This window comes from Actinopolymorpha sp. B17G11, from assembly GCF_040196095.1.
GTDB lineage: Bacteria > Actinomycetota > Actinomycetes > Propionibacteriales > Actinopolymorphaceae > Thermasporomyces.
Window position 1 is genome coordinate 56558 of record NZ_JBEFTW010000026.1, and the last position, 24693, is coordinate 81250.

At 69.9% G+C, this 24693-nt stretch carries 24 protein-coding genes; 14 read left to right on the top strand and 10 right to left on the bottom strand.

Annotated elements, in window-relative coordinates; translation table 11 throughout:
* Positions 1 to 151: 151 nt before the first annotated feature.
* The 4 genes from ABN028_RS23825 to mshD all read right to left on the bottom strand — a co-directional run bounded on the left by ABN028_RS23825 (position 152) and on the right by mshD (position 6234).
* Positions 152 to 1240, bottom strand: coding sequence for an NUDIX hydrolase (locus ABN028_RS23825; protein WP_502879208.1), 1089 nt, complete (start codon positions 1238 to 1240; stop codon positions 152 to 154).
* 3 nt (positions 1241 to 1243) lie between these two features.
* A complete protein-coding gene (locus tag ABN028_RS23830; RefSeq protein WP_349698164.1) occupies positions 1244 to 2917 on the bottom strand; it encodes a CYTH and CHAD domain-containing protein in 1674 nt (557 codons plus the stop codon).
* 2 nt (positions 2918 to 2919) lie between these two features.
* Complete coding sequence (locus ABN028_RS23835) at positions 2920 to 5007, bottom strand: RNA degradosome polyphosphate kinase (RefSeq protein WP_349330296.1); 2088 nt, start codon at positions 5005 to 5007, stop codon at positions 2920 to 2922.
* Between the two features lie 156 nt (positions 5008 to 5163).
* Entirely contained in the window at positions 5164 to 6234 is a 1071-nt protein-coding gene (mshD, locus tag ABN028_RS23840; protein ID WP_349698165.1) for a mycothiol synthase, read from the bottom strand.
* A gap of 162 nt (positions 6235 to 6396) precedes the next feature.
* Here mshD and ABN028_RS23845 point away from each other — a divergent pair, with 162 nt between their 5' ends.
* Positions 6397 to 8319 carry a bifunctional metallophosphatase/5'-nucleotidase gene (locus ABN028_RS23845; protein WP_349698166.1) on the top strand — a complete coding sequence of 641 codons (1923 nt, stop codon included), beginning with the start codon at positions 6397 to 6399 and terminating at the stop codon, positions 8317 to 8319.
* Positions 8320 to 8421: 102 nt separating this feature from the next.
* On the opposite strand, the gene ABN028_RS23850 is transcribed toward ABN028_RS23845, so the two are convergent.
* Entirely contained in the window at positions 8422 to 9219 is a 798-nt protein-coding gene (locus tag ABN028_RS23850) for a winged helix-turn-helix transcriptional regulator (RefSeq protein WP_349330166.1), read from the bottom strand.
* Between the two features lie 86 nt (positions 9220 to 9305).
* On the opposite strand from ABN028_RS23850, the gene ABN028_RS23855 reads away from it, so the two are divergent.
* From ABN028_RS23855 to ABN028_RS23890, 8 genes are all read left to right on the top strand, one after another.
* A complete protein-coding gene (locus ABN028_RS23855) occupies positions 9306 to 9575 on the top strand; it encodes a MoaD/ThiS family protein (protein ID WP_349330165.1) in 270 nt (89 codons plus the stop codon).
* A 184-nt stretch (positions 9576 to 9759) separates the two neighbouring features.
* Complete coding sequence (locus tag ABN028_RS23860; RefSeq protein WP_349330164.1) at positions 9760 to 10296, top strand: sigma-70 family RNA polymerase sigma factor; 537 nt, start codon at positions 9760 to 9762, stop codon at positions 10294 to 10296.
* A complete protein-coding gene (locus tag ABN028_RS23865) occupies positions 10293 to 11051 on the top strand; it encodes an anti-sigma factor family protein (RefSeq protein ID WP_349330163.1) in 759 nt (252 codons plus the stop codon). Before ABN028_RS23860 ends, ABN028_RS23865 begins: the two co-directional genes overlap by 4 nt.
* Positions 11052 to 11135: 84 nt before the next feature.
* Positions 11136 to 11609, top strand: a complete 474-nt coding sequence (locus ABN028_RS23870; RefSeq protein WP_349698167.1) for a TlpA family protein disulfide reductase — start codon at positions 11136 to 11138, stop codon at positions 11607 to 11609.
* A gap of 351 nt (positions 11610 to 11960) precedes the next feature.
* Positions 11961 to 13367: a glycosyltransferase gene (locus ABN028_RS23875; RefSeq protein ID WP_349330161.1), complete on the top strand. Its 1407-nt coding sequence runs from the start codon at positions 11961 to 11963 to the stop codon at positions 13365 to 13367.
* 428 nt (positions 13368 to 13795) lie between these two features.
* Positions 13796 to 14293 carry a DUF4395 domain-containing protein gene (locus ABN028_RS23880; RefSeq protein ID WP_349330160.1) on the top strand — a complete coding sequence of 166 codons (498 nt, stop codon included), beginning with the start codon at positions 13796 to 13798 and terminating at the stop codon, positions 14291 to 14293.
* Complete coding sequence (locus tag ABN028_RS23885) at positions 14290 to 15141, top strand: sulfurtransferase (RefSeq protein ID WP_349330159.1); 852 nt, start codon at positions 14290 to 14292, stop codon at positions 15139 to 15141. The genes ABN028_RS23880 and ABN028_RS23885 overlap by 4 nt, the downstream gene beginning before the upstream one ends.
* Positions 15138 to 15461: a DUF1416 domain-containing protein gene (locus ABN028_RS23890; protein WP_349330158.1), complete on the top strand. Its 324-nt coding sequence runs from the start codon at positions 15138 to 15140 to the stop codon at positions 15459 to 15461. Before ABN028_RS23885 ends, ABN028_RS23890 begins: the two co-directional genes overlap by 4 nt.
* Positions 15462 to 15558: 97 nt before the next feature.
* On the opposite strand, the gene ABN028_RS23895 is transcribed toward ABN028_RS23890, so the two are convergent.
* Genes ABN028_RS23895 through ABN028_RS23905 form a run of 3 tightly spaced genes read right to left on the bottom strand, consistent with a single transcriptional unit; the run spans position 15559 to position 17278 of the window.
* Positions 15559 to 15951, bottom strand: coding sequence for a type II toxin-antitoxin system VapC family toxin (locus tag ABN028_RS23895; RefSeq protein ID WP_349330157.1), 393 nt, complete (start codon positions 15949 to 15951; stop codon positions 15559 to 15561).
* Positions 15948 to 16274 carry a type II toxin-antitoxin system Phd/YefM family antitoxin gene (locus tag ABN028_RS23900; RefSeq protein WP_349330156.1) on the bottom strand — a complete coding sequence of 109 codons (327 nt, stop codon included), beginning with the start codon at positions 16272 to 16274 and terminating at the stop codon, positions 15948 to 15950. Before ABN028_RS23900 ends, ABN028_RS23895 begins: the two co-directional genes overlap by 4 nt.
* 59 nt (positions 16275 to 16333) lie before the next feature.
* A complete protein-coding gene (locus ABN028_RS23905; protein WP_349698168.1) occupies positions 16334 to 17278 on the bottom strand; it encodes a UDP-glucuronic acid decarboxylase family protein in 945 nt (314 codons plus the stop codon).
* Between the two features lie 340 nt (positions 17279 to 17618).
* Between ABN028_RS23905 and ABN028_RS23910 the strand changes: the two genes are divergently transcribed.
* Complete coding sequence (locus ABN028_RS23910) at positions 17619 to 19145, top strand: sugar transferase (RefSeq protein WP_349330154.1); 1527 nt, start codon at positions 17619 to 17621, stop codon at positions 19143 to 19145.
* Between the two features lie 147 nt (positions 19146 to 19292).
* On the opposite strand, the gene ABN028_RS23915 is transcribed toward ABN028_RS23910, so the two are convergent.
* Positions 19293 to 20417 (bottom strand): LCP family protein, encoded by a 1125-nt coding sequence (locus ABN028_RS23915; RefSeq protein WP_349698169.1) that lies wholly within the window; start codon positions 20415 to 20417, stop codon positions 19293 to 19295.
* Between the two features lie 416 nt (positions 20418 to 20833).
* Between ABN028_RS23915 and ABN028_RS23920 the strand changes: the two genes are divergently transcribed.
* The 4 genes from ABN028_RS23920 to ygfZ all read left to right on the top strand — a co-directional run bounded on the left by ABN028_RS23920 (position 20834) and on the right by ygfZ (position 23269).
* Positions 20834 to 21094, top strand: a complete 261-nt coding sequence (locus ABN028_RS23920) for a hypothetical protein (protein WP_349330152.1) — start codon at positions 20834 to 20836, stop codon at positions 21092 to 21094.
* 5 nt (positions 21095 to 21099) lie between these two features.
* The gene (locus ABN028_RS23925; RefSeq protein ID WP_349330151.1) at positions 21100 to 21618 is read left to right on the top strand and encodes a heme-binding beta-barrel domain-containing protein; all 519 of its coding nucleotides are present in this window, start codon (positions 21100 to 21102) and stop codon (positions 21616 to 21618) included.
* A gap of 77 nt (positions 21619 to 21695) precedes the next feature.
* Positions 21696 to 22139 (top strand): Fur family transcriptional regulator, encoded by a 444-nt coding sequence (locus tag ABN028_RS23930; protein ID WP_349330150.1) that lies wholly within the window; start codon positions 21696 to 21698, stop codon positions 22137 to 22139.
* 89 nt (positions 22140 to 22228) lie between these two features.
* Positions 22229 to 23269, top strand: coding sequence for a CAF17-like 4Fe-4S cluster assembly/insertion protein YgfZ (gene ygfZ / locus ABN028_RS23935; RefSeq protein WP_349330149.1), 1041 nt, complete (start codon positions 22229 to 22231; stop codon positions 23267 to 23269).
* 179 nt (positions 23270 to 23448) lie between these two features.
* On the opposite strand, the gene ABN028_RS23940 is transcribed toward ygfZ, so the two are convergent.
* The gene (locus ABN028_RS23940; RefSeq protein WP_349330148.1) at positions 23449 to 24684 is read right to left on the bottom strand and encodes a choice-of-anchor P family protein; all 1236 of its coding nucleotides are present in this window, start codon (positions 24682 to 24684) and stop codon (positions 23449 to 23451) included.
* Between the last annotated feature and the right edge of the window lie 9 nt (positions 24685 to 24693).

Sequence of the window (24693 nt, forward strand, 5' to 3'; positions counted from 1 at the left end):
GTCGGCCGGCGGAACCGTGACGCCTGCGCGACGCTGTGGCGGACGTCACGTGAACTGCCGGTCCGGTGCGCTTGCCGGCGCGCCGGCTGTCGAGGCCGCCGCCTCCTGCGCGGGCGGAGGCGGAGAACGGAAATGATCACGCAGAGCGTGATCATTTCCCGTCTGGGTGCTCCACCGCGAATGGGGCGTTGTCGTGGAGGTGTACGACGACGAACTCGGCCGGGTCGAGAGGGATCGGGGTGACACCGAGCGCCTCGAAAATGGCCGGAAGCGTCGGCCGGTGCGTACACAGCAGCGTCGGCTCGCGCACCCGCCGCAGCCCGACCGCCGCCGCCCGCACCACGGTGTCCGGGGCCTCTTCGGCGAACGCCGGGTCGACGTCGACGCTGAGGCCGTGGCGGATGGCATCGGGGAGAACGGTGTCCACGCACCGCCGCGCCGGCGATGACACCACGTGGCGGATGCCGTACGCATCGAGCGTGGGCCGTAGCTGCTCCGCCTCAACGATCCCCTCCGGGCTCAATGGACGGTCGGGGTCGGGGCCCGACCAGCGGGCGCGCTCGATGGCGTGGGCGTGCCGGAGAACGACGAGGGTCTGGGTGGCCACGGGGCGCAGGTGGCCGAGGAGGGCGCGGTCGCGAGGGTGGGTGAGCTGGTGCGCCGCTTCGCGCCGCCCGAACCACGCGCAGGCGTCGACCTCACGGTTGGGTTGGAACGACGGGTTGGCCATGGCTCCGGGGGTGCCAGCGGTGCCAGGGGCGGCGGCACCTGGGCGCGCGGCGGGTCCTGAGCGCGCGGCGGGTCCTGAGCGCGCGGCGGCACCTGAGGGGGCGGCAGGACCTGGGTGGGCGCTGTCGGAACGGGCCGTGTCTGGGCCTCTGCTCGAAGGGCCGGCGCGTGAGCGGGTGGCACCTGGGCCGGCCGGGCGTCCGGGGTCGTGGGGAGTGGCGGCCCAGTACCGCACCACCTTGTCCGACCCGTTCGCGAGCGGATAGTGGACGCTCGGCAGGACCGGGCCGAGCCGCACGTGGACGCCGGTCTCCTCCCGTACCTCGCGGACTGCCGCACCCTGCGCGCGTTCACCGGGTTCGAGCTTGCCCTTGGGAAACGACCAGTCGTCGTACTTCGGCCGGTGGATGAGCAGCACCTCGACCTGCTCATGTTCTCCTTGGCGCCAGACGACGGCGCCTGCCGCCTCGACCACGCGTCGGCCGCCGGACCCTGTCGTACGCCCGTCCATGGGTCAGTGCTCCTCGTCCAACCAATGGTGGTACCTCGGCCGGCCGGCTTCCCGCCACACGTCGCCGAACGACTCTCGGGCGACCCTGGCGGCAGCGCGTTCCTCCGCGTGGAGCACGCCGAGCCAGTACGCCACCCGCGCCGGGACCCGGCCGGAGGTCGCGAGCCGGGTGAGGGTGGCAGCGGCGACCACGGCGTCCTGGTGCTCCCCGAGCACGTCGGTGACCCGGGAAAGCTGGCCGGCCAGCCGCCTCGCGGGCTTGCCGAGCGCGGGTGCGCATGCCTCGGCGGCGTACCGCGCGCGCTTCGCGGTGATGCGTACCTCGTGCCACCGGGTGTCCGGCGCGTCCGCGTCGAGACCGCGGGTGGCCTTCTCCAGTCGTCCGTACGCCCGGCGCGCGAGCGGCGGCAGCACCTCCGCGCAGGGTTTCTTCGCGGCCTTCACTGTCGCGGGTGCGTCCGCGGCCTGGAGCAGCTGGTGGTGAAGAGCAAGGTAACGGTCGGTGTCGAGCACCGCCAGGCTTGCCCCGCGAGAGGTCGCGAGCTCGCGGCCGAGGCGCCGACGGAGGAACGTCTGGACCTCTTCCGTGGCCTCCGCGTCCGGTAGCCGCCCCGCCCGGTCGACCAGGCGGGCAAGCTGGACTTCGGCGTCGCGGGTCGGCGCGAAGCTGGTCGCCAGCCAACGCAGGTCGGTACGCAGCGCGTCCTCCCAGCCGGTCACGAACAGGGGCCGGAACGCCCGAAGCCCGCTGCGCAGCCGGCGGGTCGCCACCCGCAGCTGGTGGACCGAGTCCTCGGCATCGAGGCGTACGCGGAGATCCTCGCGCCGCAGCGCCCGGGTGTACGTCGCGAGGTGCGCGCGCACGGCCGCGGCCGCCGGTGCGTCGGGGGACAGCGATGGTACGGGCGGCACGGCCGGTGGGAGCTTGGCCGGGTCGCCGAGCACCTGGACGGCCTTGGACTCTGCGGCCGGCGGTTGAGCACCGGCGTCCGCCAGGTGGGTCGCCACGGCGTCGAGGAGCCGCCGACCTTCAGGCGTGGCCGCACCGTCGCGTTCCTCCAGCTCCAGCTCTCGGAACGCCCCGAGTGGAACGCCCGTCGCATGCGGGGTCCCCGGTGGTGACGCCGTTTCTGGATGCGGGATCCGTTCATCCAGATCGGCGGGGCCGACCGTCACGCGATCGTCGGCGAGTTCGGCGAGCTCGGCGCCGCCGGGTGTGAGGAGCGTCCGGCGGGTGCGTTCGGTACGGATCCGCCCCCGCGGGCTGACCTGGGCGCTGGCGAGGGCGACCCGGACCAGGCCGAGGAGCTCAGCGGGTGGCGCGTCCAGGTGGTCGCCGCGCCGTGCGGGCAGGCGTACCTCCGACCGCACCCGGGTGTCCGGCCCCGCACCTCCGCCCGCCGCGCCCGCCGCGCCCTCGCCGTCGGCGATCGCGGCCGGGAACTTCAGGTGCCAGCCTGCGTCCGGCCCACCGCTGCGGTGGCGCAGCACGATGCCGTCCCGCCACAACCGCAGGTCAGCGCTGTCGAGGTACGTCGTGACGAGGACGTCCGTTCCCTCCTCACGCACGGTCACGACATCGCTCAGGTCGGGGACCGCGTACGCCTCGTCGACACCGAACTTCCGCTCGACCTCGGTCCCGGTCTCGACCCCTGAGCCTGCCCGCCCACGCGCCACGACTAGCGCCGCCGGAGCTTGGTGGCGATCAGATGGTCCTGCAGGTCCAGGAGCGGCGCACCGTCCGCGTCAACCCGATGTTGCGTCCAGCCACCGCCACCACCGTCGAGCACCCACGCCGCCGTACCCTCGTCAAACGCCAGATCCAACAGGTCGGTCAGCTCGTCTACATGGTCCGGCGCCACGACCTGGACGAGCGCCTCGACGCGACGGTCGAGGTTGCGGTGCATGAGGTCGGCCGAACCGGTCCAGACCTCCGGTGACCCACCGCCGGCGAACCAGAAGATCCGCGAGTGTTCGAGAAACCGGCCGAGGATACTTCGCACCCGTACCGTCTCCGACAGCCCAGGTACTCCGGGTTTCAGCGCACAGATCCCGCGGATCAGCAGGTCGATGGGCACACCGGCGCGGGAGGCGTGGTAGAGCGCGTCGATCACCGCCTCGTCCACCAGCGAGTTGGCCTTGATCCGGATCCGTGCCGGACGTCCGGCCCGTTGGTGGTCGACCTCGGCCGTGATCCGGTCGATCAGCCCGTCCCGGATCGTCCGCGGCGCCACGAGCAGCCGGCGGTACTCGGTTGTCAGGGCGTAACCCGACAGGTGGTTGAACAGCGCGTTCAGGTCGGTGGTGAGCACCGGGTCGGAGCTGAGCAGCCCGAGGTCTTCGTAGAGCCGCGCCGTCTTCGGGTTGTAGTTGCCGGTGCCGATGTGCGCGTAGCGGCGGATGCCGTCGGGTTCGTCGCGTACGACCAACGACAGCTTGCAGTGCGTCTTCAGCCCGATGAAGCCGTAGACCACGTGGCAGCCGGACTGCTCCAGCTTGCGCGCCCAGCGGATGTTCGCCTCCTCGTCGAACCGCGCCTTGATCTCGACCACGACAAGGACCTGCCGGCCCGCCTCGGCGGCATCGATCAGCGCGTCGACGATCGGCGACTCCTCGTTGGTGCGGTAGAGGGTCTGCTTGATCGCGAGCACCTGTGGGTCGGTCGCGGCCTGCTCGATGAACCGCAGGACGCTGGTGGAGAACGAGTCGTACGGATGGTGCAGCAGCACCTCGTGCTGGCGGACGGCGGCGAAGATGTCCGGCGGGTGGGAGCTCTCGACCTCCGCGAGGTCGCGGTGGGTGGCGGGGACGAACGCGGCGTACTTCAGCTCGGCCCGGTCGAGGTCGGCGATCGCGGAGAGGCCCGTGAGATCGAGCGGCCCGGTGAGGTGGCAGACCTCCGCACGACTGACCCCGAGCTCGGAGACCAGCAGATCCAGGACGTGCGGGTCGATCGAGGCCTCGACCTCCAGCCGGACCGGAGGGCCGAACCGCCGCCGCATCAGCTCCCGCTCCAGCGCCTGCAGGAGGTTCTCGGCGTCGTCCTCCTCCACCTCGAGGTCCTCGTTGCGGGTCACCCGGAACGTGTGGTGCTGCAGGATCTCCATGCCGGGGAACAGCTGGTCGAGATGGGCCGCGATGACATCCTCGAGCGGGACGAAGCGACCGTCGTCGACGGGCACGAAACGGGGCAGGATCTGCGGGACCTTCACCCTCGCGAAGTGCTCCGTGCCGGTCTGTGGATTGCGTACGACGACCGCGAGGTTCAGTGAAAGGCCCGAAATATAGGGGAACGGATGGGCCGGGTCGACAGCGAGCGGCGTCAGGACCGGAAAGACGCGCGCGCCGAAGAGGTCGTGCATGCGCTTCTGCGCGGACTCGTCGAGATCGGCCCAGCGCAGGATCTGGATGCGCTGGCCGGCCAGCTGCGGGTGTACCTGATCGTGGAAGCAGGACGCGTGGCGGATCATCAGCTCCTGCGTATGGGTCCAGATCGCCTCCAGCACGTCGCGGGGGAGAAGCCCGGACGCGGCGCGGACCGCGACACCGGCCGCCATCCGGCGCTTCAGTCCGGCCACCCGCACCATGAAGAACTCGTCGAGGTTGGCCGCGAAGATCGCGAGGAAGCGGACCCGTTCGAGCAGCGGGATCCGGGAGTCCTCGGCGAGTTCGAGCACCCGGGTGTTGAAGTGCAGCCAGGACAGTTCCCGGTCGAGGAACCGGTCGGCGGAAAGGTCGCCCCCGGACACGTCGTACGGCGGCTCGATGTCGTACTCGGCGACCTCGGGGCGGATCAGCTGCGAACTCACACTGCCATCGTGACACCGCTGTGTGAACGCGGGGTAGCTCGCGACCGGGATCTCCCGGTCAGTCCGGTTCCGGCGGCCCGGTTCCGGCGGCCCGGTTCCGGTGGTCGGCGCTGATCAGGGGTGCCGGTACATCACGTCGGTGGCCGCGTGGGCGAACCCGAGTCTGGTGTAGAGGCCGACAGCCGGGCCGTTGTCGGCCTCGACGTACAGCATGACGGTCCGCAGACCGCGGTCGCGCAGATACCTGAGCCCGGCGACCGCGAGGGCCTTGGCGAGTCCGGCGCCCTGCGCCTCCGGCGCGACGCCGAGGACATAGATCTCGCCTACCGGGCCAGGCCCGTCGCCGCGTACCTCCCCTTCGTGCACCTTCGTCCAGTGGAACCCGACCAGGTGACCCGGCTGGTCGTCGCGTTCGGCCACGAAGAAACCCGCCGGGTCGAACCATGCCGCGCCCAGCCGCGCGTCGAGATCCTTCCGTGTCCACCGGCCCTGTTCCGGATGCTGCGCGAACGCCGCCGCGTTGAGGGCGAGCCAGGTGTCGTCGTCGTGGCCCGGACGGAATGTCCGGATCGTGACGCCCGCGGGGGAGGGTGCGTCGGGAAGAGCCCGCGCATCGGGACCAGCCAGCGGCCGCCGAAGCCAGGCGAGTTCGCGGACGGGTACGAACCCGGTCGCCGCGGCGAGTCGTTCGGCCCCGGGGTGTGGGCCGTGGGCCCACATCTGGACTGCCCGTCCGGCGGCGTGCTCGAGCAACCGGTCGAGGAGCAGGCGGCCGAGGCCACGACGGCGGTGGTCGGGGTGGACCACGAGGTCGGCGACCGCGTCGGGCGTCGGGGCGGTGCCGGATGCTGGGGCGGTGCCGGATGCTGGGGCGGTGCCGGATGCTGGGGCGGTGCCGGATGCTGGGGCGGTGCCGGTCCCCGGACTGTCGTCGGGTCCCGGCCCGGTGGAGAGCGTGGCGTCAGGATCGGCAGCACGTTCGAGTCGGGCGTACCCCGTGATCAGTCGCCGGTCGCCCGTCAGCAGATGGGTGGATCCTGGTGCGCCCAGGTGCAGCGAGGCCTGTTCGTCGAGGGCGCGGACACCGTCGACGCGGGCGGCGGCCGCCACCAGGCTCTCGACGCCCGCGAGTTCGCCGGGAGCGAGTTGACCGGTGACGCGTACGACATCCGGCGATTCAACCATTCCCCCACCGTACGGCTGGTCGTGCCGAAGATCGCCGTCCTGCCTGGCCCTGGTTTGTGGACGAACGCCGCCAACGGGACGTCAGCGTCGGTACCGTACGGCGTGCGGTGATCGAATGCGACGCCGCCTTCAGCGTTCTGGCGAGGAGAGGCGGAGGGCCGCATGGCGCGGAGGGGATCGGCTGGTGGACGTGGGATCCGTGCGGTGGCAGGTGTCGCAGCTGTCGGGATCGCAGCTGTCGGGATCGGTGTACTCGGGACCGCCCCGGCAGCCGGCGCAGGCCCTGAAGTTGGTGCGGGCCTCGAGTCCGGCACAGGCTCGGCGGCCGGCGCGGATGCCGATGGCGGTCGGGCCGACTTCACGCTGACGGTCCTACACACCAACGACGACGAGTCGCAGCTGCTCGGCGTCGACGGCGACACCGACGGCAACGGCACGATCGAACCCGACGAGGAACGCGCCTACGGCGGCGCGGCGCGCTACGCGACCCAGTGGGACCGCCTGCGCGAACACGCGCGGCTCGGGCCGGCCGACCTGCGGGGTGGTCGACGTGGACTGCTCACCCTCTCCGGTGGCGACAACTTCCTCGCCGGACCGGAGTTCTCGGCGAGTCTCGAGCAGGGCCCGCCCTTCTACGACGCCCTCGCCATCCGGCGGCTGGGCCTCGACGTGTCGGCGATCGGCAACCACGAGTTCGACTTCGGTCCGGACGTCCTCGCGGACTTCATGGCGGGGTTCGACGACCGGTTGCCGTTCGTGTCGGCCAACCTTGACGTGAGTGCCGAACCCAGGTTGCAGGAGTACGCCGACAAGCGCGTCATCCGTAGGTCGACAATCGTGCGTACGGCCGGCGAGCGGGTCGGCGTCATCGGCCTCACGACGCCGGAGCTGCCGACGATCTCCAGCCCGCGCGGGGTGAAGGTGCTGACCGACCTCGCCGGCATCGCGAACGCCGAGGCGCGCGAGCTGACTCAGCAGGGCGTCGACACGATCCTGCTCGTGAGCCACCTGCAGGACATCGACAACGAGTTGGCGCTGGTGCCGCAACTGCGCGGCGTCGATGTCGTGGTGGGCGCGGGAGGTGGCGAGATCCTCGCCGACGAGGGCGACGCGCTGATCCCGGGCGACGAGGCCGAACGTAACTACCCACTGTGGGCGGACGACGCCGACGGCCGGCAGGTGCCAGTGGTGACGACGACGGGCAACTACAAGTACGTCGGGCAGTTGGTGCTCCGCTTCGATCGCTCCGGTCGGCTGCTGGGAGTCGACGAGGAACGGAGCCTGCCGGTGCGCGTGTCCGGTGCCGGCGACGATGCCGTACGCAAGGACAGCTGGACCTTCGCCCGGGTCGAGGAGCCGGTGGCCGCGCACGTCGCCGCGCTGGAGGAGGCGGTCGTGGCGCAGAGCGAGGTCGGTCTGGACGGCGTCCGCGACCACGTGCGCAGCGGCGAGACCAACCTCGGCAACCTCCTCGCCGACGCGCTGGTGTGGGCTGGTGCGCAGCAGGCGGCGGAGTACGGCGTGCCCGAGCCGGTCGTCGGCATCCAGAACGGCGGCGGCATCCGCAACGACGCACTCATCCCGGCCGGTGACGTGACCGCGCTCGACACCTACGACGTGGCACCGTTCGCCAACTTCGTCGCCGTGGTGCCGGAGGTGCCGCGGGAGACGCTGCGTCAGCTGCTGGAGCGTGGGGTCGCGGGTCTGCCGTCGGCGGCCGGTGCGTTCACGCAGGTCTCGGGACTGTCATTCACCTACGACGTGGCCCGGCAGGCCCAGGTCGTCGACGAGAGCACCGGCGAGATCGTCACGCCGGGGGAGCGGGTGCGCCAGCTCGTGCTCGACGCCGGGACGGTCCTGGTCGAGGACGGTCAGGTGGTCGACGGACCGGCGGTCCCGCTGGCGACGAACGACTTCTCGGCGCGAGGCGGTGATGCGTACCCGCTGAAGGGTCTCGACTTCACGCCCGTGGGTACGACGTACCAGCAGGCGCTGCAGGCGTACCTCGAGGCCGGGTTGTCCGGCAAGGTCCTCGCGGCCGACTACCGCGAAGGCGGCGAAGGCCGGATCACCCCAGGCAGCTGATCCCCGACGCCGCCGATCCCCACGCCAGCTGCGGGGCAGCCCGCGGGGCGGCTGGTCGGCCGCGGGACGTCGGCGAGGACGCCAACGGCTGAGGCCGCCGCGTCAGTCCGCGGAGTCGTGGGTGAGGGTGCGGGCGTCGTCGGGAACCCGTGAGTCAGCCACCCGGGGCGCGGAAGCGGCGGCATCGCTGGCGTCCGACTCGTCCTCGGGTACGTCCTGGGCGATCTGCTGCGCGACGAAGCGGTAGCCGACGTTGCGGACAGTGCCGATCAGCGCTTCGTACTCCGGCCCGAGCTTCGCCCGCAGTCGCCGCACGTGGACGTCGACGGTCCGCGTACCACCGAAGTAGTCGTAGCCCCAGACCTCCTGCAGCAGTTGCTGCCGGGTGAAGACCCGCCCTGGGTGCTGGGCGAGGAACTTCAGGAGCTCGAACTCCTTGAACGTCAGGTCGAGCGTGCGCCCACCGAGTCGGGAGGTGTAGGTGTCCTCGTCGATCACCAGTTCACCGCGCCGGATCACGTGGGGCCGGTCCTGCTCGGCAGACTTCAGCGCGAGCCGCCCGATGCCGACCCGCAGCCGGGCGTCGACCTCGGCGGGGCCGGCGTTGTGGAGGAGTACGTCGTCCATGCCCCAGTCGGCGTTCACCGCTGCGAGACCGCCCTCGGTGACGATGATGAGGAGGGGAACGTCGATTCCGGTCGTACGAATGACCCGGGTCAGGCTGCGCGCCTGGACGAGTTCGGAGCGGGCGTCGACGAGTACCGCGTCAGCCGGGCCGACGTCGAGCAGCGCACTCGCCTCCGCCGGGGCGACCCGGACGTGATGGGCGAGAAGTCCGAGTGCGGGCACGATTTCGGCGGACGGCTGCAGCGCGTTCGTCAGCAAGAGAAGTGTGCTCACCGGGGCGTCTCCCTGCTGATGAGGGACCTGGAACCCGATGACGGCGATGTCGCCCAGGTCCGCCGGTTGGAGGCAGGATATCCCACGTGTCCCACGAGGTGACGGTCACTGTTCGTTATTGGGCGGCGGCGAAAGAAGCGTCCGGGCTGGCTGAGGAGCAGGTCAGCGCGGTGACGCTCGCCGACGTTCTCGCCGACGTACGCTCCCGGCACGCCGATCGGCCCCGGTTCGCGCAGGTTCTCCGGCTCTGTTCCGTACTGGTCGACGGTGACCCGGTGGGTGCCCGCGACCCGGCTGCGGTGACCCTGACGGCCGGTGCGCGGATCGAGGTCCTCCCGCCGTACGCCGGCGGGTAGGTGGTGCGGTTCGTGCGTGAGGTCGGTGACGGACTCCGGTTGATCAGGAAGCGGGCCGGCCGGGCCGATCTCCGCCGCCCGGTGATCATTCCGGTGCACCGTCACGGGGTTTCGTGCGACCATCACCCCCGTGCCGAATGAACCTCCGCAGCGGCCCACACGTGAAAAGGGTGTGGGGTCGGCGGTGTCACGCGGTGAGACCACCGACGACGAGTTGATCCGCGCGCTCTACGCCGAGCACGCGGGTGCGCTCTTCGGCTACGTCCTGCGGCTGGTACGAGGAGACCGTCAGCGGGCCGAAGACGTCGTACAGGAAACACTGTTCCGCGCCTGGCGGCACCCGGAGTCACTCGACCCGGCCCGCGGCCCGCAGCGGGTGTGGCTGGCGACCGTCGCCCGCAACATCGTCGTCGACGGTGAACGGGCACGCCGCGCCCGCCCGCCGGAGGTCGGCGAGGAGGCTCTGCGGGTCGTTCCCACCGCTGAGAACGACATCGATCGGGCGATGCTGTCCTGGGAGGTCATCGAGGTGCTGGCGGAACTCGCGCCGCACCATCGGCACGTGCTGGTGGAGGTCTACTACCGCGGTCACTCGGTCGCCGAGGCCGCGGCGAACCTCGGCGTACCCCCGGGCACGGTCAAGAGTCGCACCTACTACGCACTGAGGCAGCTCAAGCTCCTGCTCGAGGAGCGCGGTATCACCCCGGAGGTAGCGCTATGAACTGCGCGGAAGCCCGCGCGGCGCTTGGCGTCGACGTCCTCGGGGCACTCGATCCGGCCGAGTCGACGGAGCTGCGCGAACACCTCGCCGGCTGCCCTGACTGCCAGGCCGCACAGGCGGAGCTCGCCGACGTACCCACCCTGCTGGGCCTTGTCAGTGCCGACGAGGTGATCGACGGCTTCCCGCACCCGGACGAACGCGGCCTCGAACGGCTCCAGGAGCGGGTGCGCGCCGAACGCGGGCGCGAACGCCGCGGCCGTTGGCGTACCGCCCTCGTTGCCGCCGCCCTGGTCGCCATCGCCGTCGGTGGCGGAGGTTGGGCGGTCGGGCGCTGGGTCACCCCGCACCAACCTGTCGCGCTCTCCACGCCGTCGGCTCAGCCGACGACGCCGTCCGCGTCCGCGCAGCCGAGCACGCCGTCGCCTGGACCCTCCTCTCCGACGCCGCACCTGACCGCGCCGCCGGTGGAGTGGTCGGCCGTCGATCCCGACTCGAACGTCAACGCCGTCGTCACGATGAACCCCGTCGCGTGGGGTACGAAGGTCGACATCGTGCTGACCGGCGTCAAGAAGGGTGACGTCTGCTCGCTCGTCGTCTACGACGCGTCCGGCCACCGGTGGGACGGCGGCAGCTGGAAGGTGGCGTACGACAAGGGCGTCCGCTGGAGCGGAGGGGTCGCGGTGCCGGCGGACCAGGTGTCCCGGATCGAGATCTTCGCGCCCGGCTACGAGTCGATCGTCAAGCTCGAAGGCTGAACGGCCCACCCCAGCGCGACCTGGGCCGGTTCGCCAGGTTACTTCCCGCTCTGGCGTATTCGTCCGGCCTCGTACTCTGGACCCATGACCACTGGACTCGCCGTCCTCGTCGTCGCGCTCACCGTTGCCACGGTGCTGGGTGTGGCGAAGCGGCGGTACGACGGCCGCTTCCGCGACGCCGGACCGTCCCCGCGCGCAGACGTCGGTGCTCCCGCGCCCCCGGCCGCTGGCGTCGTCGAGGTGCTGACCGCGGCCGACCTGGGCGGCGAGCTCGGCGAACGGGCGACCCTCGTGCAGTTCTCGTCGGCGTTCTGCGCGCCCTGCCGCGCCACCCGGGCGCTCCTGCGCGACGTGGCCGGCAAGGAGGAGGGCGTGGCCTACGTCGAGGTCGACGCCGAGTCCCAGCTGGACCTGGTCCGGCGCCTGCGCATCATGCGTACTCCCACGGTCTTCGTCCTCGACGCCGACGGCAAGGTCATCGTCCGGGCGTCGGGACAGCCCAGGCGACCGGACGTTCTGGCGGCCCTGCTGCGCGCCACCGGCCAGCGCGTGACCTGAGCCATCGTGTCAAGACTGTCCGGCGCGATGCCGGCAGGCGTACCCTCCTCTCGGGCGAAGCTTCGCTGACATCACCCGCGATTCGGCTGGTGAGAGGCCGGTGGCACTGTTGCCGAGTCCGCTTCGAGGGGTATAAGACCCCCATCGGAAGGTGTGTAGGTCCGGAAAAGGTCGGGTTACCCCCGATTTCGGCAGATGTCACCCCCGCGACACCATCGCGGAGGGGGGCCATGCCAGGCTTACCGCCGGAGTCGAGCTTGCTCCAGTCCGTGCATGACCGAAGTGCGCCATCTTGACGCTCACGAATGGTGTGCTGAGGATGAACCGCTGGCCGACACGAGGAGCCGGTCCATGGACCTCCGCCAACTGCTTGGGCGGTGCCGCATCCGTCGCGGCGCCGGTATGGGTGACGTCGCACCCGTGATCCCGCTCGACCCGGCACTCGTCGCGCGTACGGACCGGCCGACCCTGCGGGTCGCCCACTTCTCCGATACCTGGCTGCCGCGTCGCGACGGGATCGTGACCGCTCTGCAGACGCTGACCGCGGCGATGTCCGACCAGGGGCACGCGAGCCTGCTCGTGGTGCCGAGGCACCCTGACCAGCTGGCCACCGGTGACGTCGAGCTCTTCCGGCTGCCGTCGGTGCCCTGTGGCGTCGCGCAGTACCGCGTCGCGGCCTGGCCGCGCAGCAAGCACGTCGAGCGGGTGGCCCACTGGCTGCCGCACGTGGTCCACGTCCACACGCCCGGACCGGTCGGGCTGCTGGGCATCCTCGCCGCCCGGCAGCTGGGGCTGCCGCTGGTGGAGACCTACCACACCGATCTTCGGGCGTACGCCGATGCCTACCGGTTGCCGTCGCGGGTCCTGTCAGGGATCGCGCGTTGCGCGGCCCGCCGGCTGGGCAGCCCGAAGCCGGACATTCCCCGCGGGGGCACGCGCACCGAACGTCGCAACGCGGTCGTCGACGCCTGCACCGATCTGCTGCTCGCCGACGCCGACGCCGTACTCGTCCCGACGCCGGCGATCCTGACCCGCTGCCGGCTGCCCGTCGAGGACGCCCGCATCTATCTCGCCCCGGCGGGGGTGTCGTTGCCGCGCGTTCCGCCAGGTTCGGGCGAGGAGTTCCGCCGCCGACACGGCATCCACGCCGACGAGCAGGTCGTGTTGTTCGTCGGCCGGGTCAACCACGAGAAGGGCATCGACCTGCTCGCCGAGGCGTTCGGCCGGCTCGCCGGCGTCGTACCCTCCGCCCGCCTGGTCCTCGTCGGCGCGGTCTACGAGCCCCGCTGGGTGCACAAGTTGCTCGACCAGGCCGGCATCGTCGGCCGCACGATCCTCACCGGCCAGCTTCCGCCCGACCAGGTGGCCCAGGCCTACGCCGCGGCGGACGTGTTCGCGTTCCCGTCCCTCACCGACACGCAGGGGCTGGTCGTGCAGGAGGCCGCCCTCGCCGGGCTGCCCACGGTTCTGGCCGACGAGGCGCTGTACGGCAGTGGGCCGCTCGCCGGCACCGGGGTCTTCGGGACCACCGACGCGATGCGGTACGCCGAGGCGATGGAGGACCTGCTCACCGACCCTGACCACCGCAAGCAGGTGGGCGACGAGGCGCGCCGGCGGGCCGAGCAGAACACCCCGGCGGAGTACGCCCAACGGATGGCCGCGATCTACGGGCAGGCCGTACGCCGGGCCGCGTCGGCGACCCGCCTCTCGCGACAGCGCCGACGTGGGCCGTTCCGTTCCCGCCGGCTGATCGCCTGACCCGCCGTTGCCGTACTGCTGGAAGGCTGCGCCGGTTCGCTGAAGGGGTTGCTTCGGTGGCTTGGTTGCCGTGCTGCCGGGCACCTTGGCCGTCTCATTGCCTGATGCGGCTGCCCATTATGCGAGACGGCCGTGACAGTAGTGGCAACGGTCCGTAGCCTGAACAGCGTGTTGCGTACGACTTTGTTGACCAAACGACGTGCCGTGGATCATTGCCGCACGTCGACCTGTCTGTGTCGTACGTCCTGATCGGACGGCGTTAGTCCGTCTCTGCCCCGCATCCGTCGGATGCGTCGAGCGTTCGCAGAGTGGCGCCGTCCTGAGCGGGATCCCCGCGTGGATTCTCCGCTCCCTCATCCCGGCCTCCGCCTCGCCACAGGAGCGTTGTAGCCATGTCGGAATCGGACCAGAGACCTCAGCCGTCGCCGATGTCAACCTCGACAACATCCACCCCGCACGGGTCAACCGGCCAGCCGGCCGCGGTCCTCGACCCGCGCGGGCTCCGGTTCGCCGCCGCCGTGACCGCGGTGGTCCTGGCGATCGTCCTCGTCACGGACAGTTCCTGGCTCCTGGCCCTCCAGGCGGTCGTCTTCGCGGTGGGCGTGGCGTTCGGGCTGCGGCGGTCTCCGTACGGACTGATCTTCGCGCGGCTCGTCCGGCCCCGGCTGGGCCCGCCGGCCGAACTGGAGGCGGAGGCGCCACCGCGGTTCGCCCAGGGAGTCGGGCTGGCGTTCGCCGTCCTGGGCATCGTGGGCTACCTGTCCGGAGCGACGACACTGGGCGCCGTCGCCACCGGTCTCGCACTCATCGCCGCGTTCCTCAACGCGGCATTCGGGCTCTGCCTCGGCTGCGAGGCATACCTGCTCGGTCGCCGCGCCCTGTCGGCACTCACTCACCAATCACCAAGCAAGGAGGCTTCCGCATGAGCCGTGACACGTCCCTGGTTTCCGCTGACTGGGTGGAAGAGCGCCTGGACGATCCGAAGGTCGTCGTCGTCGAGGTCGACGAGGACACCAGCGCCTACGACAAGGGCCACATCTCCGGCGCGATCAAGCTGGACTGGAAGGAAGATCTGCAGGACCACGTCCGTCGCGACTTCGTGGGCAAGGAGCAGTTCGAGAAGCTGCTGTCCGAGCGCGGCATCGCCAACGACCAGACCGTCGTGCTGTACGGCGGGAACAACAACTGGTTCGCCGCCTATGCGTACTGGTACTTCAAGCTCTACGGCCACGCCGACGTCAAGCTGCTCGACGGCGGCCGGAAGAAGTGGGAGCTCGACAGCCGGGCCCTCGTCGAGGAGGCGCCGTCGCGGGCGGCCACGCAGTACGTCGCGAAGGACCCCGACCTGGCGATCCGGGCGTTCCGCGACGAGGTGGTCGACGCCATCGGGCAGCGCAACCTGGTCGACGTGCGGTCGCCGGACGAGTACACCGGCAAGCTGCTCGCCCCGGCGCACCTGCCGCAGGAGCAGGCTCAGCGGGCCGGGCACATCCCGACCGCGGTGAACGTGCCGTGGAGCAAGGCGGCCAACGAGGACGGCACGTTCAGGTCCGAGGACGAGCTGAAGGAGATCTACGGCGAGGCCGGTGTCGACTTCGGCAAGGACACCATCGCCTACTGCCGGATCGGCGAGCGCAGCTCGCACACCTGGTTCGTGCTGCACGAGCTGCTCGGCCAGGCCAACGTGAAGAACTACGACGGAAGCTGGACGGAGTACGGCTCGCTGGTCGGCGTGCCCGTCTCGCTCGGCGACCAGCCTGGGGAGGCTTCATGAGTGCCAACGACAGTTGCGGCGCGCCGGTGGGCGGTGCCGCTCTCGCCGGGGTCAACCTGGCGAAGGAAGCGGTGATCCAGGGCGTCGTGCGGCGTGACGCGCAGCCCGTCAAGGGGGCGTACGTACGCCTGCTCGACGGGTCGGGCGAGTTCACCGCCGAGGTGCCCACCGGCGATGACGGCGTGTTCCGGTTCTTCGCCGCGCCGGGCACGTGGACGGTGCGGGCGCTCGCGCCGAAGAGCGTTACCGCCGAGGGTTCGGTGGAAGCGAAGCTCGGCACGGTCGCCGAGGTGGAGCTGGCCCTCACCGCGTCCGCTTGACGGTCCAGATCGGCAAGGTTGTCGGAGGTTTGTCGGGGCTCTACCCCGAGGAACCTCCGACAACGTGCGCCTGCATGGTTGCTCGTCCGTTCCCGACCTACGCTGGCGCTGCCACCGCAAGCCCGGTAGAGCCGGCGGCGTCGCCCAGGCGTTTGTCGTAGGTCAGGAAGGCGTCGAGTCCCCGCGCGATTGTGGCAGCGGTGGCCAGGTGCAGCGCGTCGAGGGTCCGAAGTTGTGGCGTTCCGACACTCGCGGCGTCGATCACGATGTCGCTCGACATCGGCACGGTCATGATGCGCTGGAACAACGCGACCGCGCGTGGCAGCAGGGCTGGCTGGTGGCGAGTGACGGCGCGGACGAGCTCGGGATACAGCAGCACCGATGACACGAGGGGCGTGGTCAGTCGTTCGGCGAGATAGAGGGTGAGGGCAGCGGACTCGGCCTCGGTGTGGACGAGCTTTGCCGCGGCGGAGGTGTCCAGGTAGATCACTCGTCGCCCGCTGCCCGGTCGCGTTCGGCGACGATCTCGGCAGAAAGACTGGACCCGTCCTCGCTCGGCTCTGGCATCGGCAACAGGTCGAGGATCGTTCCTGGAACTGCCTGGGGCGTGAGGCGGCCCTCGGCGATCCATCGGTCGATGGTCGGGTTACCGGTGACGGTCGGTGGCGGCGGGGTCAGAAATGCCACGATCTTTCCGCGCTCGGTGATGGGCAGGGTATGACCTGCTTTGACCCGACGAAGAACCGCTGTGGTCCGCTGGTTCAGCTCCGTGACCGTGACCGTAGCGTCCGAGTCGGATGGCTGCGCGCTCATGGCAGCAGTCTACTAGGTACCTACTAGATCGGCCGGGCTGCCAGGCGAGCAGCGTTCCGTCAGACCAGTTCGGGGTGGTCGCGGAACCACGCGATCGTGCGCCGGAGGCCGTCCTCCACGGTGATCTTGGGCTCCCATCCCAGCAGCCGTTGGGCCTGGGAGATGTCGGGTTGCCTGATCCGCGGGTCGTCCTCCGGGCGAGATACGAACTCGATGTCCGACGCCGACCCGACGAGTTCGAGGATCCACCGCGCCAGCGCGAGGACGGAGAGCTCATGGGGGTTGCCGAGGTTCAGCGGTCCGGCGTGGGTCGAGTGCAGCATCGAGACGATGCCCGTCACCATGTCGTCGACGTAGCAGATGGACCGGGTCTGGCTCCCGTCACCGGCGACGGTCAGCGGCTCGCCGCGCAACGCCTGCCGGATGAAGGTCGGGATCGCGCGGCCGTCGTTCGGGCGTAGTCGCGGGCCGAACGTGTTGAAGATCCGGACGATTGCCGTGTCGAGGCCGTGGGTCGCCCGGTAGGCCACGGTGAGGGCCTCGGCGAACCGCTTGGCCTCGTCGTAGACGCCACGCGGACCGACCGGATTGACGTTGCCCCAGTACTCCTCGCGCTGCGGATGCTCGAGCGGGTCGCCGTAGACCTCGGAGGTGGACGCGAGAACGAACCGCGCCCCCTTGTCGCGGGCGAGACCCAACGCGTGCAGGGTTCCGACCGAACCCACCTTCAGCGTGTGGATGGGCAGTTGGAGGTAGTCGACGGGAGAGGCCGGTGACGCGAAGTGCAGGACGGCGTCCACCGGACCGGGCACGTGGATGAAGTCGCTCACATCGCAGCGGACGAGCCGGAAACCGTCCCGCTCGATCAGCTGAGCCACATTGTCGGGGCGTCCGGTGAGGAAGTTGTCGAGGCAGATGACCTCGAACCCTTCGTCCAACAGCCGCTCACACAGGTGGCTGCCGAGGAAACCGGCGCCACCGGTGACGACAGCCCGATGCGCCATCGTGTGTGCCACCCCTCTCCGGCGGATGCCTTCGCCGACGATACGCCGTCCGGACCCCGCTTCCGGGGACGAGCCTGGGCCGTCGGCCCCGCAGTGCCCGATCGGTCGACCAGACGCAACAGTCGTGCGTACCCAGGCATTTCGTCATACGCAATGCGCACCGTCACACACCGGAGCGCGTCCACCTGCCTGGCGTCTCCGGAGGGTTTACGGTGTTTCCTACCACCTTGACCGATCGGTGCCGCGACCTCGACGATGATCCGGCCGTGCACGGGCTGGGCAACCCGACCACCGCATCGCAGGTCGGACGAGGACGAACGCTGGGGGACATCGCAGCGGAATGGCGATACTGAAGGAGCCGGGCGCACGTCTCGGCGACGGGGACATGGCGGGTGACGCCGCCCACCGGCGACCGCCGCGTGGCATGGCGGCACGCGGCATGCGCTGGTTCGCTCTCGCCGTCGCGGTCCTCGACCTCGGACTCATCGGCGCCGCGACGCTCGCGGCTACTCTCGTACGCTTCAGGGTCGTCGAGACCGAGATCGCAGGTGCGTGGCGCGGAGCCAACCTCGGCGGTGTTCCCTACACGTTCGTCGCCCTCGCGCTGACCGGCGCCTGGGTAGGTGTCCTGGCCGTCCGCGGCGGTTATTCGCCCCGCACGTTCGGATCGGGCACCGACGAGTACAAGCTCGTCCTCTCGAGCAGCGTGCTGGCGGCTGGCCTGGTGGCGATCGTGTGCTACCTCGGTAAGATCGAGTTGTCCCGCGGGTTTCTCGCGACGGCGTTCCCCCTCGGCACCATGGTCGTGCTGCTCGGCAGATTCGGCGCACGCAAGGTGCTCCATGCGCTCCATCGCCGGGACCGCCTCGTCCATCGCGTACTCCTCGTCGGCATGCCGGCCGGTGTGGCCGAACTCCTCGAGGTCATCAAGCGGGAGCCGCACATGGGTTTCGCCGTGGTCGGCGCCTGCCTTCCGCGGTTGTCGAAGGATCCCGGGGACGAGGTGGCCGACCAGGGTCTGCCGATCCTGGGCTACCTCGACGAGGTACGGGAGGCCGTCGAACGCGGCGGCATCGACACGGTGGTCGTGAGTGCCCTCCCCGGGCGGTCGTCCCGGCTGCTACGCCGGCTGTCGTGGTCTCTGGAGGGCTCCGGTGTCGATCTCGTCGTCGTACCCAGCCTGACCGACGTCGCCGGTCCACGCATCCACGTCCGGCCGGTTGCCGGTCTGCCACTGCTGCACGTGGAGGAGCCCGAGTTCAAGGGCGCCCGCCGGATCGTCAAGAACATCTTCGACTGGGTGGCGGCCGTCCTGCTCGCCATCCTGGCCGCTCCACTCCTGGTGCTGATCGCCATCGCCATCAAACTCGACGACCGCGGTCCGGTGTTCCTCCGGCAGACACGGGTGGGGGTGCACGGCAAGGAGTTCCCGTGCTTCAAGTTCCGTTCGATGGTGGTCGACGCCGAGCAACGTCTCGCCGAACTCCACGCCGACAACCAGCACGACGGTGTGCTCTTCAAGATTCGCAACGATCCGCGGATCACCCGGGTGGGCAGGGTGATCCGCAAGCTGTCCCTCGATGAGTTGCCGCAGGTGTTCAATGTCCTGCGCGGCGAGATGAGTCTGGTCGGTCCGCGGCCGCCGCTGCCGAGAGAGGTGGAGCAGTACGGCGAGGACGTCCGCCGCCGGCTGCTCGTACGCCCCGGGATCACCGGCCTCTGGCAGGTGTCGGGTCGGTCGAACCTGTCCTGGGACGACTCCGTACGCCTCGACCTCTACTACGTCGAGAACTGGTCACTGTCAGCCGATCTGGTGATCCTCGCCAAGACCGTGGGCGCCGTCCTCAGCCGCGACGGCGCGTACTGAGGTTAGGCGCGCACAAGTTGACTGAAAGATCTGACACGCTGATCGGCGCCCGGGGCCGCGCTGGCAAGGCGGACGACAAAGCCGATACTGGGGTTCGTATCGGCGAGGAGGACAACGCCGACAGCGTGGATGCCGGGCGCCGATCAGTTAGCGGACTTCGTCGCCCAGGACATCTTCCTGTGAGCCGTTCTTCTGCAGCCAGGGGCCGATCCTGTCCGCCCGGACGGCCTTCCACAGCGCGGCGCCCTTCGCGTCGTCGAGGTAGACAACCGACTGGCTGCCTTCCATGCCGGTGCCCTTGGTGGGGGCGGTCATGAAGGTCACGCTGCTTGCCCGCAGGCTTCGCATGTCGAGAGCCAGGTCGCGCATCGCCTTGGTCGTGAACTCCTCGTCGACGGAGAGGTTCTGCGTGATCGCGTCGAGTGCGCGGCCCAGTTTCAACGGGTTGCTGATCGTGCCGTTGGAGAGGGTCTGACGCATCAGCGAGCGGAGGAAGTTCTGCTGTCGCGCCATCCGGTCGAAGTCGCCACGCTGCAGCGTCTTGCGCTCACGTACGTAGTCGAGGGCCTCTTCGCCGCTGAGGGTGTGCGTGCCGGCGTTGTAGTACTTCCCGCTGGCGAAGCGCGTGTCGTCGTCGAACGTCATCTGGACGCCGCCGAGGGCGTCGGTGAGTGCCTTGAATCCGGCCCAGTCGATCACGGCGAGATGGTCGATGCGTAGCCCGGTGAGCTTCTCGACGGTCTGGATGTAGAGCGGAGGGCCACCGAAGGAGTACGCGGCGTTGATCTTGTTGTTTCCTCGTCCCGGAATCTCCACCCAGGAGTCACGGGGGAGCGAGATCAGGTAGGCGCTCTTCCGGTCGCCGGTGATGTGCAGAATCATGATCGTGTCGCTGCGCTGGCCGCCGCTCTTCCAGGCGTCACCCTTGCCCTGGCCGGTCGTACCGGAGTCGTCGTCGGTGCGCGCGTCGCTGCCGGCGAGCAGAATGTTGACGGCATCGGCCCCCGCGCCCGTGGGCTTCTTCGGGCGGAGTTTCTCCGGGAGCTGGGAGAACGCGGAGAACCGGTCGATCTGGCCGCCGAACTTTTCCGACAGCATGTAGCCGGTGAGGACAATCCCTCCGCTGAGCATGAGCAGCAGGGAGAGCAGGACCAGGAGAACCGTCTTCGTGCGGGTCTTCTTCTTGCGGCGATCTCCGCGTGGCCCTCGCGAGTCATCGTCCTCGCGCAGGTTGATCGAGCGCAACTCATCATCGGCGCGGTAATAGCTCATGGCTTCCTTGCGTCCTCGTACCGTGTGCCGCGGGCGGCAGCCCTGCGCTGTCCAGACAGTCGGTCACTTCACAGTGGTCAGTCGGCCGTCGGTCAGTTCACCGTGATTCAGTTGGTACTGACGTGCCGTGAACCAACGAGGTTGCCGCATGGCGGGCTACGGGTTGCCACGCACATCCCCGCTGATCCTGCGACGAATGCTGCTCCCCCACGGTCGAGGGCTCAGGCGAGCTTGTCGTACCACATCGTACGCAGGGCACCGGCGACCCAGCGTCATGATCGCGATAGGCGAACATTACGCAGGATGTACGGTCACGCGCGCCCGCGGGTTCACTGTCTGACACATGGCGGGGCGTCGCCGGTCGGCCGCCGGGGCGTCGCCGGTCGGCCGCCGGGGCGCAACTAAACTCCTGGATCGTGATCGAATCGGTGTTCGCCGGACTGCTCATCCTGGCCGTGCTGGCCATCGGAGTCGCCGGAATCTTCGTTTTGTTCCGGCTGGTCCGCCGGCCTGAGCGCGGACCGGCGGCGACCCGCGCCGTCGCGTCCGGAACCGCCCGAAGTGGGGGCAGCGGCAGAGGAGCCAGCGGCGGACGAACCGGTCGGACACGGAACGTCAGCGGAAGTACCGCCAGCGCACGGATCGAGAGCACCACCGACACCGGAGCCAGAGCCTGATCATCATGGCAACGCCGACGCCATTCGAGATCCCGCCCGACCTGCACCCGGACTGCGTACCGCTCGCCTTCCTGCTCGGCCGTTGGGAGGGGCGTGGGCACGGCGACTATTCCACCATCGAGCCGTTCGAGTTCGGCCACGAAGTGGTCTTCAGCCACAACGGAAAGCCATTCCTCTACTACACGAGTCGCTCCTGGTTGCTCGACTCCGAAGGCACCGCGGTCCGTCCGCTGGCGATGGAGACCGGTTTCTGGCGTCCCCAGCCTGACGGCGGGCTCGAGGTCGTCCTCGCACACCCCACCGGTGTGGCCGAGGTGTGGTACGGCCAGATCGACGGAGCCAAGATCGAGCTTGCGACCGATCTGGTGGCGCGGACGGCGACGGCCAAGGAGTACGACGCGGGGCGCCGCCTGTACGGCCTGGTCGACGGTGCGCTGCTGTGGGCCTTCGACATGGCGGCGGTCGGCGAAGGTATGCAGTCCCACCTGTGGGGTCGGCTCGAGCGGGCTGCGCCCGTTTCCTGACATTCGTACGTGCTGCTCGTAGGGGCGCGACCGGCATGATCACATCGGCCGGTGGACACGGCCTAGAATTTCTGCCGATGGGTGACCGACCGCATGGCGACCTTCCTGGCGGCTCCGACCTGCACGAGGAGCTGCGGGCCAGGGGATTTCGGCTGACCCCGCAGCGGCAACTCGTGCTCGAGGCGGTCGAGGAGCTGGGCCACGCGACGCCGGAGAAGATCCTCACCGTCGTCCGGCAGAAGGCCAGCGGCGTCAACATGTCGACGATCTACCGCACGCTCGAACTGCTGGAGGAGCTCCAGCTCGTAAGCCACGCACACCTGGGCGACCGGGCGCCGACTTACCACGCGATCAGTACGCCTGACCACGCCCACCTGGTCTGCCGTTCGTGCGGTCGGGTGATCGAGGTGGCGTCGGCGGAGATCGAGCCGCTGTCGGACGGGCTCCGCGAACGCCACGGCTTCACCATGGACGTACGCCATCTCGCGATCTTCGGCTCCTGTACGAACTGTTCGAAATGACCGGGCTGGACTGCCCTCAGCGGGTTGTCGCCTGGGACGCAGGCGGCGGTGGCACCCCGGCTCGGCTCGGAGCCCGTAATCTCGAAGGCGTGACTGCCACCGATACCGACGCTTATGCCAGCCCACTCCTCGGTCTCGCGGGAGCCGTTGCCGCCGACCCGCCGGACAGCGGCGTCGCGGCCCACTACGGCGACCCGATGCGCGAACAACGCCGCCTCGCCGTCGACCGCTTGGGTTTCGTCGACCTTTCCCACCGGGGTGTGGTCCGGGTCGCCGGCCCTGACCGGCTGTCCTGGTTGCATGCCCTCACCACGCAGGATGTCGAGCATCTCGCTCCGGGCGAATCGGCGAGTGCGCTTCTCCTCTCGCCGCACGGCCATGTCGAGCACGCGTTGGCCATGGTCGACGACGGCGAGGCGGTGTGGATGCACGTCGAGCCTGGCACGGCACCGCAGGTGGTCGCGTTCCTGGAGTCGATGCGCTTCCTGATGCGGGTCGAGGTGAGCGACCTGTCTGCGGAGTACGCGATCCGGTGGGAGCCGACGGCTGACGGAGCGACGGACCAGCTCACCCGGCAGGGCGCGGATTCGCTCGGCGGCCGGGAGATCTTCGTCCCACGCTCGAAGCTGGCAGAGACCGCTGGGAGTGTCATGGGGGCGGACACCGCGGCGAGCCCGGATCGGCCGGCTGGCCTCTGGGCGTACGAAGCGCTGCGGATCGCAGCCCACCTGCCAAGGGCGGGATTCGAGACCGACCATCGCACGATCCCCAACGAGGTGGGCTGGCTGGGCACCGCCGTCCACCTCGACAAGGGTTGCTACCGCGGGCAGGAGACGGTGGCGCGTGTGCACACCCTCGGCCGCCCGCCCCGCCGGCTGGTGTTCCTGCATCTCGACGGCTCGGTCGATCGGCTCCCAGGCCACGGGGCACCGGTCACCCACGAGGATCGGGCGGTCGGGTTCGTGACGAGTAGTGCGCGACACTTCGAGATGGGGCCGGTGGCACTCGCTCTGATCCGCCGCAACGTCCCCGTCGACGCCGACCTCTTGGCCGATGGGGTCGCCGCGGCCCAGGAGGTCGTCGTACCTCCCGATGCCGGCTTGCATGTCCGTCCCCAGCTCCGCGGCTGAGCTGCCGGACGCTGCTGTCGTCCCCACCACCGCACCTGAGGTGCCGGACGCTGCGTCGCGCGCATGCCTGGTCGTTCGCGTTCCGTGGAAACGCGAACGAGGGGCGGTGCCGGAGCACCACCCCTCGTTCGGGATTTTGTCAGGTGAGGCGTCGATGGTAGTGGCGCCTCGAGCGCGGATCAGCTAGCCGGTGTGATCCCCGCGTAGGCCCGGCCGATCTCGACCTTGGAGCCGATCGGCAGGCCGAGGGTGCCGTCCTTGACCACGATCTCGATCATGGTGACCTCGATCGTGCGGGCGTCGCGCCTGACCTTGCGGAGTGTAACCTCGGCAGCCCCGTCGAGCAGCGAGATCTTGGTGTTGGGTGCCACGCCCAGGGTGGCCAACGGGTGCCCGGCGACCGTCAGGCCGACGAACCGCGTGCCCGAGTCGGTCAGGGTGATCGGACCACCGTTACTACGCGTGGCCGTGGCCGCTGCCACGAGGGCATCGGCCCTGATCAGGCCGCCGAGGGCCTCGATCGAGGTGATCCGCTGTCCCACCTTGCTGCTGGCATCGGTGGCGGTCGTCTCGCCGATCGCGTCCGTCTTGGCCGCGCCGGCCTTGGCGATGTCGGGCAGGTCGACCGTGGCTGCGGAGTTCACGTCCCTACCGCCGGTGCAGGCGACCTTGGCCAACGCAGTCGCGCCGGAGTTCACCGCTCCGTTGGCCAGGGTGATCCTGGAGGCGAAGCCCTGCCCCTTGAGGAAGCCGACCGACGGCGCGGTCAGCGCGGCCTTGGAGTTGCCCAGCCACACGTGCAGACCCTTGCCTGGCAGCCACGGGTTGTCCGACAGCAGGACGAGGTGGAATGCCGTGGTGATCGCTTCGAAACCACCGTCGACCGGGCGCTGGATCTGCCGGTTGAGTTCGACGTATCCGACGTCACCCAGCAGCGGCAGGGAGAGGTCGATCCGGGTGTTGGGCGCCGGATCGGCCGCGACCCGCAGGCCGAGGATCCTGAGGTCGGCGAGCGACGAGGTTCCCTCGGCACTGAAGCCGGAGCCGTCCCAGGTCGTCCGGGTCTCGGACTTGATCACGCCGGAGCTGATCAGTCCACCGAGGAGATTGAGGCTCGCGGTGCGCGAGTTGGCGAGCGAGGTCCGCGACGTGTCGGTCTCGATCGACTCGACGTAGGTCGACTGGGCGCCAGCGTTGCCGAGGAGCTCGGGGAGTATGACCTGTGCGGTCTTGTTGGTGACGACCTCGCCGGGCGCGGTGCCGCACGCGATGTCGCTGTAGGCGGTGGGCCCGCTGCCGAGGCGTCGGTCGTCGGTGAACGCATAAGAGCCGTAGGCCTGGGCCACGAAGCCCGGCTGGGCATCGTCCGCGTGCGCAGGTGTCGCAGCGATGAGCGTGCCGGTGGCGACGGCCACCGACGCGAG